General features: G+C 34.9%; 12 protein-coding genes and 4 pseudogenes. 9 read left to right on the top strand and 7 right to left on the bottom strand.

The window, feature by feature from the left end; all coding sequences use genetic code 11:
- A pseudogene (locus G7Y42_RS14410) lies at window positions 1-152 on the top strand (IS5/IS1182 family transposase); the annotation flags it as partial.
- A gap of 34 nt (window positions 153-186) precedes the next feature.
- Here the strand turns inward: G7Y42_RS14410 and G7Y42_RS14405 are convergent.
- The gene (locus G7Y42_RS14405) at window positions 187-438 is read right to left on the bottom strand and encodes a hypothetical protein (RefSeq protein WP_165007374.1); all 252 of its coding nucleotides are present in this window, start codon (window positions 436-438) and stop codon (window positions 187-189) included.
- A 415-nt stretch (window positions 439-853) separates the two neighbouring features.
- Here G7Y42_RS14405 and bsh point away from each other — a divergent pair, with 415 nt between their 5' ends.
- Window positions 854-1828 carry a choloylglycine hydrolase gene (gene bsh / locus G7Y42_RS14400; RefSeq protein ID WP_165007371.1) on the top strand — a complete coding sequence of 325 codons (975 nt, stop codon included), beginning with the start codon at window positions 854-856 and terminating at the stop codon, window positions 1826-1828.
- A gap of 60 nt (window positions 1829-1888) precedes the next feature.
- On the opposite strand, the pseudogene G7Y42_RS14395 reads toward bsh, so the two are convergent.
- Window positions 1889-1981, bottom strand: a pseudogene (locus G7Y42_RS14395) (type III secretion system protein PrgO); the annotation flags it as partial.
- 161 nt (window positions 1982-2142) lie between these two features.
- On the opposite strand from G7Y42_RS14395, the gene G7Y42_RS14390 reads away from it, so the two are divergent.
- Both G7Y42_RS14390 and G7Y42_RS14385 read left to right on the top strand, forming a co-directional pair.
- Window positions 2143-2409 carry a type II toxin-antitoxin system Phd/YefM family antitoxin gene (locus G7Y42_RS14390; protein WP_165007368.1) on the top strand — a complete coding sequence of 89 codons (267 nt, stop codon included), beginning with the start codon at window positions 2143-2145 and terminating at the stop codon, window positions 2407-2409.
- Complete coding sequence (locus tag G7Y42_RS14385; RefSeq protein ID WP_104777453.1) at window positions 2402-2659, top strand: Txe/YoeB family addiction module toxin; 258 nt, start codon at window positions 2402-2404, stop codon at window positions 2657-2659. Before G7Y42_RS14390 ends, G7Y42_RS14385 begins: the two co-directional genes overlap by 8 nt.
- Before the next feature lie 575 nt (window positions 2660-3234).
- Here G7Y42_RS14385 and G7Y42_RS14380 read toward each other — a convergent pair.
- Window positions 3235-3816: a recombinase family protein gene (locus tag G7Y42_RS14380; protein WP_165007365.1), complete on the bottom strand. Its 582-nt coding sequence runs from the start codon at window positions 3814-3816 to the stop codon at window positions 3235-3237.
- Between the two features lie 242 nt (window positions 3817-4058).
- Between G7Y42_RS14380 and G7Y42_RS14375 the strand changes: the two genes are divergently transcribed.
- From G7Y42_RS14375 to G7Y42_RS14365, 3 genes are all read left to right on the top strand, one after another.
- The gene (locus G7Y42_RS14375; protein ID WP_165007362.1) at window positions 4059-4289 is read left to right on the top strand and encodes an AbrB family transcriptional regulator; all 231 of its coding nucleotides are present in this window, start codon (window positions 4059-4061) and stop codon (window positions 4287-4289) included.
- Window positions 4289-4630: a type II toxin-antitoxin system PemK/MazF family toxin gene (locus G7Y42_RS14370; RefSeq protein WP_165007359.1), complete on the top strand. Its 342-nt coding sequence runs from the start codon at window positions 4289-4291 to the stop codon at window positions 4628-4630. Before G7Y42_RS14375 ends, G7Y42_RS14370 begins: the two co-directional genes overlap by 1 nt.
- Before the next feature lie 194 nt (window positions 4631-4824).
- The gene (locus tag G7Y42_RS14365; protein WP_165007357.1) at window positions 4825-7212 is read left to right on the top strand and encodes a bacterial Ig-like domain-containing protein; all 2388 of its coding nucleotides are present in this window, start codon (window positions 4825-4827) and stop codon (window positions 7210-7212) included.
- 80 nt (window positions 7213-7292) lie between these two features.
- Here G7Y42_RS14365 and G7Y42_RS14360 read toward each other — a convergent pair whose 3' ends face one another.
- Window positions 7293-8123, bottom strand: a complete 831-nt coding sequence (locus G7Y42_RS14360) for a histidine phosphatase family protein (RefSeq protein WP_165007354.1) — start codon at window positions 8121-8123, stop codon at window positions 7293-7295.
- A gap of 1671 nt (window positions 8124-9794) precedes the next feature.
- Here G7Y42_RS14360 and G7Y42_RS15090 point away from each other — a divergent pair.
- Window positions 9795-10344 (top strand): annotated as a pseudogene (locus tag G7Y42_RS15090) (transposase); the annotation flags it as partial.
- Here the strand turns inward: G7Y42_RS15090 and G7Y42_RS15085 are convergent.
- The 3 genes and pseudogenes from G7Y42_RS15085 to G7Y42_RS14340 all read right to left on the bottom strand — a co-directional run.
- Window positions 10326-10475, bottom strand: a pseudogene (locus tag G7Y42_RS15085) (IS110 family transposase); the annotation flags it as partial. The pseudogenes G7Y42_RS15090 and G7Y42_RS15085 sit on opposite strands and share 19 nt — an antisense overlap.
- Before the next feature lie 319 nt (window positions 10476-10794).
- Window positions 10795-11163: a hypothetical protein gene (locus G7Y42_RS14345; protein WP_165007345.1), complete on the bottom strand. Its 369-nt coding sequence runs from the start codon at window positions 11161-11163 to the stop codon at window positions 10795-10797.
- 62 nt (window positions 11164-11225) lie between these two features.
- Window positions 11226-11495 (bottom strand): hypothetical protein, encoded by a 270-nt coding sequence (locus G7Y42_RS14340; RefSeq protein WP_165007342.1) that lies wholly within the window; start codon window positions 11493-11495, stop codon window positions 11226-11228.
- 170 nt (window positions 11496-11665) lie between these two features.
- Here G7Y42_RS14340 and istA point away from each other — a divergent pair.
- Window positions 11666-12797 (top strand): IS21 family transposase (istA, locus tag G7Y42_RS14335; RefSeq protein ID WP_241161970.1); only part of this gene is annotated, 1132 nt, incomplete at its 3' end.

The raw sequence follows: 12797 nt of genomic DNA, 5'->3' as shown, positions 1-12797 counted from the left end.
ACACGATGCTTACGTTTGCTGCCATGAATTTAAAAAAACTAGCCACATGGCTATGGAAAACAAAAAAGCCTATGGCTTTTTATTTCAAATTTCTACAAAGACTACCAAAAAGGAGTTGGCAATTAAGCCACTCCTTTTTGTCTACAGTCTGAGCAGATCACTCACTAAGAGGATCTGCTTTTTTGTTTATTCGTCAAATGTGTCGTTGTCTTCAGGCAGAATATCTTTCCAAAATTCAAAGTAGTGGTCCGTTAATTCAATACTGCTGATTGTATACCAATGGACATAATGCTCACTGACTGAAAATCCTTCGGGGTCAATTGAAGGGTGTATGAATCCTTTTACTACGTTACTGTCTAGGCATTGGATGATTACTTCTTGTTTGGCAATCATAGAAGTTACAATTACGGTCTCAAAGTGTTTATCAACGGTCTTCATTCTACTCACTACTTTCCTTTTTTTAATCCCACTTATATCTTGGTAAATTTACTATCATTTTATGGACACTCTAAAAAGACAATCGATAGTCAGTAAGTTCTAATATATGACTAATCTATTTAGGGTATATCCAAATAAATTTTTGAAGCAGAACAACAGAAAATAACCCCGTCATAAACTTTAGTGAGGTTTGACGGGGTTATTTGACCTATTTAGATCTGCTACCGTTTTAAACGGTTACACTGTTCCAAAAAGTAATTTTTTTAAAGAATAGGAAGAAGTATAATTTATTAAATTAATATTTGTAGGCTATGATGTTAAAGTGGAAAATAGTTCCCTAAAAGTATAAAATTCATTATATAGAAGTTAGTTAAATTCATAAAATTGAAGAAGCATATTACAAGGAGGAGATTATATGTGTACAGCTATTACTTATGCTACCAAGGATCATTATTTTGGAAGAAACTTTGATTATGAAATATCTTATAATGAAGTAGTTACTGTCACTCCAAGAAACTATAGTTTAGCTTTTCGAAAAGTAAATAATTTAGATATTCACTATGCCATGATTGGAATTGCAGCTGGAATTGCAGACTATCCACTTTATTATGATGCTACAAACGAAAAGGGTTTAAGTATGGCGGGATTAAACTTTGCTGGCTATGCTAATTATAAAAAAATACAATCAGAAAAAGAAAATGTTTCTCCATTTGAATTTATCCCATGGATTTTAGGACAATGTGCAACTGTAGAAGAAGCAAAAAAACTATTAGAAACTATCAATTTAGCTGCTATCAATTTTAGTGAAGATCTCCCATTGTCGCCTTTACATTGGTTATTGGCAGATAAAGAAAAATCAATTGTAATCGAAAATATGAAAGATGGACTTCATATCTACGACAATCCTGTAGGAGTTTTAACCAATAACCCTTCATTTGACTATCAATTATTTAATTTGAACAATTATCGTGTATTATCGAGTGAGGCACCCAAAAATAATTTTTCAGATAAGATTGATTTGCAAGATTACAGTCGCGGGATGGGTGGTATAGGATTACCTGGAGATTTATCCTCAGTTTCTCGATTTGTTAAAGCAACATTCACTAAACTCAACTCAGTATCAGGTGATTCAGAATCTGAAAGTATTAGTCAATTTTTCCATATCTTAGGATCAGTTGAACAACAAAAAGGATTATGTGATGTGGGGGATGGAAAATACGAATATACGATTTATTCATCGTGTTGTAATGTAGACAAAGGTATCTATTATTATCGTACGTATGAAGACAGCCAAATCACAGCAGTAGACATGAACAAAGAAGATTTAGTTAGTGATAAATTAATCAGCTATCCAATAATAGAAAAACAACAAATTAACTATGTAAATTAGATTATTGTTGTTAGATAAATAAATCTAATAAATCATAAAATATAGTAGGTATACTAAATTTTAATCTTCTGATCGTCTATTATAAATAATACGTTCCGCATCGTTTAAAGTATCAACATAAGTGTCCATTGCAAGTTTGACTATTTCATATAGATGGAATGTACAAATTGGGTTCAAATACAATTTGTATTTACCATATATTTATGATTGAAGAGCTGCTAATGAGGATTTTAATGATAAAAGTTATAACTATTTGATTAATTGTACAATATAATGTACAATATATTTATAGAAATAAGTAAGAGGTGAATGAAATGGAAGCTGTAGCTTATTCAAATTTCCGCCAAAATTTACGTAGTTATATGAAACAAGTTAATGAAGATGCTGAAACACTTATTGTAACAAGTAAAGATGTAGAAGATACAGTTGTTGTATTATCAAAAAGAGATTATGATTCTATGCAAGAAACGTTGAGAACACTTTCTAATAATTACGTCATGGATAAAATTCGTCGAGGAGATGAGCAATTTTCCAAGGGTATATTTAAAACACATGATTTAATCGAGGTTGAAGATGATTAAGGCTTGGTCTGATGATGCTTGGGATGACTATCTTTATTGGCATGAGCAAGGAAACAAAAGCAACATAAAAAAGATTAACAAGTTAATAAAAGATATCGACCGTTCTCCCTTCTCTGGCTTAGGGAAACCTGAGCCATTAAAGCATGATTTATCTGGGAAATGGTCCAGAAGAATCACAGATGAACATAGACTGATATATATGGTTGAAAATGAGACGATATTTATTTATTCTGCAAAAGATCATTATTAACTAATTAAAAGTTTCGGACCCTTTATTTTTTCTGTATTCTGATATGTATAACTCTTATTCAGGAAGGAGCATGTAAAAAATTCATTTGATATAGCTTGCACGACAACAGTAGGGTCAGCCATAAAAACTGTTTAACGGATATTTCTTTTGGGTAGTAACCATAGTAGAATAGTAGGAAAGTTCAAAACCTATCAATACTCTATCTTGACAACAGGCTAAAAGCGGGCACTTATTCGTGTGAATGGCATGTCTAAAATGTTGATTGGTAAATTTCTCGAAGTAGTAGTAATACATTCTCGTCCCTCTCCTTTACAACCATGAGTATAACAAATAAGAGAGTAATCACATTTCACACTTTTTACTTTTTTAGCTATAAATCATAATCATTTTAACAGCTAATTTAATCATCTATCTGATACTTTTTTATTATTTGATTTCCTATGTAAAAAAATAATACCACCGGAGACATTAGAAAACCGGTGGCAGGATAATAAACTCTTTGGATAAGAAGAGATCTACATACCCACTAACTAGAATACACTATTCAAGCTAAAAAGTCTAAAATTTTTATCGATCTAACTGGAAGTTGGTTCTTTAGTTTTTTCTATCTTGTCTAGGTATCTATAAATGGTCGTTCTTGAAACATGCCACCGTTCCGCGATAGTTTTAATCGGTGTCCCACTATCTACTAAGGTCTTAAGTAAGTCCATGTCTTGTTTGGTTAGCTTTTCAGGTCGCCCGCCAAATCGTCCTCTCGCTCGTGCAGCAGCTCGTCCAGCCGCTGAACGTTCTAAAATCAGATTACGTTCAAATTCTGCGAACGCTGCGAATAGATGAAACATAAGTTGACCAGTCGAACTGGATTTATCCATCGTGATATTTTCTTGAAGACTATGAAAACTCACTCCTCGTTCATTCAAACGATTCACAATTGAAATCAAATCTTCCATATTTCTTCCCAGACGATCCAAACGCCAAACGACAAGTGTGTCTCCAGAACGAACAAAATCGATGGCCATTCCTAATCCTGGTCGATTACTTTTTGCCCCACTCATATGATCGGTAAAAATTTTCTCACAGCCAAATTTATTTAAACTATCTTCTTGTAAATCTAAATTTTGTAATCCGGTAGATACCCGGGCGTATCCTATTTTCAAAAAAATCACTCCTCACTAAAATATATTGTAACATAACTTTATTCTTATGATTTAAGTGAACATAGATTTTGTTATGGGTTTATGAACATAAAATGAATTGATTTTTTGAAAAATAAAGTTAAAAAATAAAGTGTCCAGAAATGGACCATTTTCTGGACATATAATATTCTACAAATATATATTATGTGAAACTTTACGTTACTAAGTGTTGTATAGTAATATAAATGAAAAGGAGTGGTCATATGCTTATTACAAAATCTAGATTACAAGGAAGTTCTGTAGTAATTACACTACCGTCTGATAATGGTAAAAAACCTTCAGAGAATCAAGAATATATTGTTGTCTATTCTGAAGATGGGACAATCACATTAGTTCCTAAAATCGAAGATCCATTTAGTGGAGGGGAAGAGGCAGAATATTATGAAAAAGAGGAATGGGAAGATGTAACTCCTGAAGGGAGAGAAATTTTATAATGTTAGAAGAAAGAAACTATATTCCTAAAAAAGGAGATATCGTTTGGATTGATTTTGATCCTTCTGCAGGAAAAGAAATTCAGAAGAGAAGACTAGGATTAGTTGTCTCTCGTTATGAATTTAATCGTAAAACAATGTTTGCAGTTATTTGTCCAATTACTTCTACTATAAAAAAATTACCCACTCGTTATTCTCTTCCTGAAGATTTAGACACAAAAGGACAAGTACTTATTTCTCAATTGAAATCGTTAGATTTCAAAGAAAGAAAACTAAAAAAGATAGAAAATTTACCATTACAGGATATAGCTAAAATTGATCAAATCATTGAATATATTTTTTAAACAGCAGCAAGCTCAACTTAAGGGGGGCTTGCTGCTGTTTATTAACATAAGATGAACACGATATATAAAATGTAAAATCCATCTAGTTAGTTTTTTCCAGAATAATTTTGCCGCAAAGAAAAAAAGACGGAAAATGAAGCGTTAAGTATGATAATAATATGATTATATCGAAAAAGAAAGGGAGGAAACTGAAAATGAAACGTTCAATAAATTGGTTCGTGACTACTAGCTTATTGTGTAGCACAGTATTATTTAATATTAGTTTTTTGGTAACAGTGAATGCTAGTACAACCAATGGAACACTAGGTGTATCAGCGTGGACAACTACAGTGAACGGGGATACAACGATATTGACAGGATATACAGGGAAAGACAAAGATGTGGTAATCCCGTTATCCGGGGATGTTGGCACAACGAATGTAAAAATTACAAAACAAGCCTTACGGCAAGCAGCGACAGAAGCAGATAGTCAAGGAGGCACTCTATCTACTTCAATAAATGATTCAAGTGGAACAGGATTAGTAGCCGATAATTCAACAGACGACACTCCAAGTGATACAATCGTTGATTATTCAGGAACGTTTAAAGATTTGACAAAAATTACAAAGATCGATTTGTCTCCATTAAAGATTGAAGCACATGATGGTGCAAATGGACAAGATGTGAAAGGTGCAGATGGTACAACAAATGGTGGCAAAGGAGAAGATGTCAAAGGAGGAGACGGACAAGCAGGAGAAAATATAGATGTCTCCTCGATGTTTGAAAATTGCACCTCTTTAAAAGAAGTGAATTTAAATTCATTTGTTGGTCAAGGCGGCAAAGGCGGCAAAGGTGGCAAAGGCACCGGAGGAAATGGCTACGACGACAGCACTGGAAGTGGAGGCGACGGCTACGGCGGCAAAGGTGGTTATGCTGGAAATTTCAACTCTCAAAATATGTATGAGCATACTCCGCAATTAGTTGAAATTCAAATGGGTTCTTTTGTTGGTCAATGTGGAAAAGGAGGAAAAGGAGGAAATGGCTATGGCGGTCGAGATTGTGGCAATCGAGGAGGAAATGGCTATGGCAATCGAGGAGGAAATGGCTATGGCGGTTTAGGCTACATTGGTGGAGATGGCCGAGGTGCAGATGGTGGCAATACCGATATTTCTCTGAATGTAGGCGGTCAAGGTGGAGGTGGCCGTGGCGGTCGAGGTTATGGCGGTCGAGGTGGAGATGGCTATGGCGGTAACGGTGGTAACTCCTTGGATAACATGGCTGGATTCGGCGGTCAAGGTTATGGCGGTCACAGTTATGGCGATCGAGGAGGAAATGGCTATGGCGGTAACGGTGGTACCGCTTTGAATGCTGGTGACGGTCAAGGTGGAGATGGCACTGGGGGCCAGAGTGGTATCGTCGGTGGTGACGGCTACGGCGGCAAGCCAGACGGAGCTAGTAACGCCGGTAAAGTAAATTTTGCTATATTACCAGAGAATCTAATAGGAGAAAACTTACGGTTATATCAAGCCTATACCGGTACAACGAATAAAACCAATATGTTCTTCCCCATCGCTGTGAGCGAATTAGCGCTGACTAAAAAAGTTGGCTTTGCTCCCGATGAATTAAAAGAAAATGTAGGGGCTCTTCGTACGACAGATTCAGGTAAAGGGGAAAATATTCGTGATTCAGAATTAGGAAATGTGTCCCTTTCTGCGAAAGATGAGACGGGGAATGCAGTTGATTTAGCGGACGTATCTAACCAAGCGGGGGAATATACGCTTACGTATACGTATGGCGGGAAATCGGTTGATACGCATTTAACCGTAAAAGGTGGTTCTATTACGACTCAAGACCTAACTTTAGGTACTGGTGATACCTGGAAACCAGCAGATAATTTTGTATCAGCGGAAAATGAAAACCAGCAACCAATCCCCTTTGATCAATTAACTGTGACAGGTGCGGATCAAGTGGATCTATCGAAGGCAGGAACGTACACCGTAACCTATACGTATCAAGATGTTTCTGACTTATTAAAAGCCGAAGCAAAAGTAAATGTGATTGATATACAAACGAAATCGCTTGTATTAGATGTGGGGGCGCCATGGCAACCCTATGATGCGTTAACCAGTGTGACCAATGTGGACCAAGTGGAACACACGGATCAAGCGTACTTTGCGCAACACGTAACGGTTAGTGCTATAGACAAAAGTTCAGGAAACACAATAGACAGTACGCAATTATCTGCAACTCCTGGAACATATACTCTCACCTACACGTATGAGGGAATTTCACGATCCGTTGACGTATTAGTAGAAAAAGTCGAACTAGCAGATCAGTCGGTTCTACCATCAGACATCGATTTTGGGAATCCCCCTATTCAATATGAAAAAGACCAGATATTAGATGGCCAAACGAATGGCAAACCGACGGAGAATCAAAAGGATGTATCAGAAACGCGGATTGATACAGCAAAAGAAAAAGTCTATCCGAAAACGAGTGAAGATTCATTACAAAGTTTATTCATTACAGTTTTTGGGATAGGAACTATTCTTTTTATCAGTTACTGTATTGCACGTGAGATCAGGTTAGAAAAGAAGAACTAAAAAAGGGCACCACAAATTTAGTAAAATAAATTTGTGGTGCTTTTGTCATGGCATTGTCTCAAGAAACTCCCCCACTTTGCCTAAATTTGTTTTTCTTTTCTGTTTTCTATAAAAGATACGTCATTAACTGTTTCTACGGTATATTTACCATTTTTATAGCTAATTTTTGAAATACTAGCATTTGCTAGCCCATTAGCAGGAATTTTTTTTGCGCTTTCAGGGTCTAATGAAGATAGTAGAGCACTAATACTCATTCCGTGAGATATCACAAGGATATTATGTTCTTCGTTTTTTTGAGCATTTTTTACAATGTCATTTAAAGCATTTTTCATTCTATCGACTACTTGATTGTAATTTTCTGCAGAATATGTTTTTTCTTTTTCTGTATTTTTGTTATCAATTGTAGCCAATGTATTTGAAAAATTGACAATTTCTGTTGCGAAACCATTTTTTTGAATATCAGATTGATATTCATTTATTGTTTTTCCATTTTCTTTTGCTACAGCTGTAAACATTTCACTATTTTTTGCACCTTCAAAAGAGCCGTAATTAAATTCTCTTAATCTTTTGTCTTGATTAACGATTAAATTTTGATTCATGTTTTTTATAATTATTTTAGCTGTTTCAATGGCTCGTCCACTATCACTACTATAGACATTGTCGAAACTAATTTTTTCTTTCAGGCCTTTTCCTGTGTTTTCAGCTATTTCAATTCCAGAATCAGTTAGCGGCGAATCACACCATCCTTGAACTCGATCAGTAGTATTTAACATGGTTTTTCCATGACGAGTGAAATAAATGTGAATTTCTTTTTCTGTATTTTGTACATTTTGCTTTTTATCGGTTTTGGTACAAGCCGATATTAGTCCTAAAACACTGATTAGAATAAAAATATGGAATATTTTTTTCATAGTTGTTTCCTCCAAATTTAAAAATTAATAATAAAAAAACTAGCTATGTAAAGTTCAATTCCTAACTAATGAACTTTATATAACTAGGTTTTGCCTGATTGAACAGTAACAATCCTACTAAATATTTTTGTATTTGGGCTTGTAATTATTATACTCTACTAGCAATCAATGTCAAGTCAAGAATAATATTTTTGGAGAAAACGTTATTTAATCATTTAGTTGACATAATGTACACTAAACCAAGTAGCCCCTCTACCAACCGCTCCAGCCGCTGATTTTGTGATTTTTCATTGGTCTAGCTAAAAGCGACTTTCTAAAGCTTGATTTTCCGCGGTTATCTATATCTAATTCTTTGTGCATTTTTATCTGTCATTTTTTATGGGCTTGTTATTTTTGTGAGCGCTTGTTAAACTATAGGTGTCATTATTTTTTATAACTCATTTTCATTATTTAGGTATTTGTTTGTGTTCGTGAGTAATTGCGTTTGTTTTTGCCTAATACTGCTCGAAAGAGCAGTATTTTTTTTGTTTCTGTTTATTCATATATATTTTTGATTGTCAGGGGTTGGACGTTGCCCCAAAATGAAAAAGGAATGATTCGCGTTAGCGAATTTTTCCTTTTTTACGCAAATTGGTACCAACTTGCAAATCTTGCTGGAAGACTGCCCACTAAAAAAGAAACTGAGAAATAGAAAAATTTTTCGGTTTCTTTTTTTATCTTTTTAGAAAGTTTGTTGGGTCAAAATTTCCAGAAGTGAATGTTTGATTGGTTTCCTTTTGACGATTTTTTGCTAGTTTTGGTCGCGGGTTCTTAGCAACGTTTGTCTATTTTTGAAATAACTTTTAAATTAATTTTCCGAACTAAAATGTCCATAGAAAAATTCCTTTCGTGTTTGTGTATAATTTACGTCCATTATACAAATATAGTATTTGTATAGCTGTTTTTTTCGAAACACTATACATAAGCTATCCACAATGGCGAAAAAGTGATAGCAAATTTTTTTCTTAGAAACGTGATAGGTACAGCCTATCTATCACTTTTTTTTAAAAGTGATACCACGTTTCCTTATGCTCTTTTTAAAAAATCGCAACATGGGCCCATGTTGCTCTGCTCGCAAAAGCAAAAAGTGTGATCGCTCTGTTTTCACATTGAACTGGGCAGTCGCTTAGCTTCAAGCCGTTCCTAAAGAGGCCTTTGTGAGGTCTTAAGCGCCTTACAGGCGGTCAGGGCAAGCCCTAAAACGACTTTGACCCCCTTAAAATCCGATTTAAGATGCTCCAAAATCGTTTTAGTATAAAAATTTATATACCAAAGAGTTTAAAACGCCTTAAAACGCAAATTATAGCTATATGTATATATTGACTAGTGTGACCTAGACTCTCACGAAAGCCGGCACACGCCAGGACAAATCTCCAGTAGCTTGTTTCAGTTTTGTCCTGGCGGATTCGCTCACTTGAAAAATTGCTAATTTCGCTCGATTATCTGCTTATATCTTTTAGAATTTTTGCTAGCCAAATACCTCCGCATTTGGTGCAAATAACCGCTTGTCAAAGGGGCGTAAGCTCCCTCCCTTGAAATCCACGCTTCACCATACAAAAAAGAGTTGGCAATTATGTACCGACCCCCAAAAGTTAGATTTTTTGGTCTAACTTTTGGGGGTCGGTATTTTTTATGGCTAAATATACTTTTGAACTTAAATTAAAGATCGTTCAGGATTATTTGGAGGGCAAAGGCGGAAGCTATTATCTGTCAAAAAAGTATTCCATTAAGGCTCCGTCACAAGTTCAGCGCTGGATCAATGCCTATCAAGAATTTGGTGAAGAGGGATTATTAAGAAAGCGACAAAATCAAAAATATTCTGTTCAATTTAAACTAAGTGCGATAGAGTTATATCAGTAAGCTGTCCTATCGTGAAGTTGCCAACAAACTTAACATAAAAAATCCTAATTTAATCGCTAGTTGGATGTGTCAATTCCGTGAAGATGTGATTGATGGACTCTCAAAAACAAAAGGATGTCCACCTATCTAGTCTAAGAAAAATGAACCCCAAAATAAGAAAAAATCTACAACTCAAGCAAAATCTGACGAATGTGAACGCATCGAGGAGTTGGAGAAATGAGTACGTTCTCTTCAAATTGAAAATGCCTTTTTAATTAAGTACGGATTATAGCTGTAGGTTGAGTACCCTTGCGTCCGAAGGAAGCGTAGGATATTGAAGCAATAATGACCGATATCTTCTAAGGCGATTTGGATGTTTTCACCGGTTATTTTCTGCAGATTGGCAAGCGTCATTTGAAGATTTGTAAAGCCTTCACGGTTATTTTCAATCTGAAGATGACGGATAAAAATCATTCCTTCAGTATCAATGACCGCTAAGTCGTGTTTGTGCTTGGCAACATCTATTCCAACGTACAACATAAGGACCACTCCTAATAGATAAAATTTACGCTGTGCTCCACTTACTCTTTGCCTATGCAACCTTGTGATCAATCAAGCGTCACGAACAGATTCATGCGCTAACAAACTTATTAACAATTGTGACAAAGAGCCGCAAAAAAAAACGCTTCGATTGATTCGCTATGAAATTCTTTCAATTTGAACTCACCAACACTGCTTGTTGAAGGAACTTTTTTTTATGACGCTAGCTATATTGATGTCATTGAATTTTAAATCAAGGAGTAACCATATAATTAAAAGTTAACATATCTGCAGCAGCTGTTTTCGTTCCTTCTTTTGTCAATAAAGCATTTACTACAGAGGAAGGATTTGTTTTGTTTAATGTAATCTCTGCTGGAATATCTGCTTTGTTCCCATCGACTAATTTATAGGTTCCTCCGTTGTCAAATTGGAAGTGTTTCGCTGAAGCAACCGTTACTTTGACTGCTTTATCTCCTGCATAGTTTTTTGTCAAATCTTTGGCATCTTTTAACGCAAGTACACCAGAAGAAACTTTTTGTTGATCGCTCAACTGATACGCTGGTGGAACCATTACCGTAAAATCTGGGTTAGCTGTTGGATCATCTGGATTAATTGTGTTCACATTATATGTTACTTGTGCTGTACCTGTCCCTTCTGCTTTTGTAATAAATCCATTTTTAAATTTCAGTGATAAACTCTTTTATTATTATTTAAATTTAAATCATCAGTAGAAAGACAAATTATAGGTTGCCCCATTATATCATATGATGTAATTCCAGTCATTACAATAGGAGAAATGGTTATAGTATCATTTTCCTGTAATTCACCCATTTCAAATGTGCTTTGATTCGTCAAATTTCTTGTCCATCGAATTTTGCCATCAGCTCCTGTGACAGTCACCTTCAATTGAATGAAAAATTCGGAATATCCTCCTGAAGTAGACATTCCAATCACTTTATTTCCCTCAAATTTAATTGTTGTTACTCTTGGTATTTCAGCAGCAGTAAAACGCCAGTTTAAACTCGTACTTCTGTTTTCTTCTGTAAATGGCCAAATAAAAATGTAGGTTTATGCGTCATCTGGTACGCTTTCCTTGTGTTATTTTATTCAAGGAGGAAAGTGTATTGAGAAAAGATATCTATGAAGGAGTGTTACCTTTCATTATGACTCATACAAAAACTAATTATGCTGCTTTAGCTAAACAATATAATTGTGATTACCGTACGGTAAAACGTTATTATGAAGCTGGAATAAGCAATAAATTACCTTTACTTGCTCAAAAGAATAAAAACAAAAAAACTTTGGTTAGTGATTTTGAAGATATTATCGCTGACAAATTAGCTTTAGGTTGTTCTTCTTATGCTATTTATCACTTTATTTCTAAACGTGGCTATCGTGGTAGTGCACGTACCTTAAGAAGATATTGTCGAAATATCAAAGCAGATAAAATACAAAAAGCAACGATTCGTGTTGAAACAACTCCTGGTTTATCTGCTCAAGTTGATTGGAAAGAAGACCTCAAATTAGTCAATAAATTCGGCGAAGTTATTTTTTGTAATATCTTTCTTTACGTTTTAGGATATTCCAGAATTAAGTATTTAGAACTAACTTTTGATCGTTCTCAAACTACTCTATTTCGTTGCTTAACCAATGCCTTTCAATACACCGGCGGTGTTCCTACAAAAATATGGTTTGATAATATGAAAACTGTTGTTGAACGTAGTCGTAGTCAATTTTCTAAAGTTGTTTTTAATGAACGATTTCGACAATATGCAAAAGAAGCTGGGTTTATTCCGATTGCTTGTCGTGCCTTTCGACCTCAAACAAAAGGAAAAGTTGAAGCTCTTGCACGAACAATAGAACGAATTCGTGTATTTAATTATGAATTTGAAACAACTCAAGAATTAGTGGAAATTGTTCAAGCGATAATGGATTCATTGAATACGGAAGAAATTTCTCAAGCGATTCATGAATGTCCTAGTGACCGTTGGTCATACGAAAAAGAACAACTATCTTCTTTTGATGCGAATCAACTTAAAATTTATTCTTCTGTTGAAAAACAAATCAAACGAAAAGTATCCAACGAAGCGATGGTCCAATGGAATCAAAATAAATATTCTGTACCCATCAATTACATCGGTAAAATTCTTACACTTCGTGTGAAAGAAGATAAACTTTACATTTACGATGATTCTACTCTTATTCGCACACATACAATTACTCATCAATTGCTTAATTATCATCGAAATGACTATA

The sequence above is a fragment of the Enterococcus sp. ZJ1622 genome (genome assembly GCF_011038845.1).
Lineage (GTDB): Bacteria > Bacillota > Bacilli > Lactobacillales > Enterococcaceae > Enterococcus_B.
The sequence above is the reverse complement of the archived record's forward strand: the minus strand, read 5'-3'. Positions and strand labels throughout refer to the sequence as shown.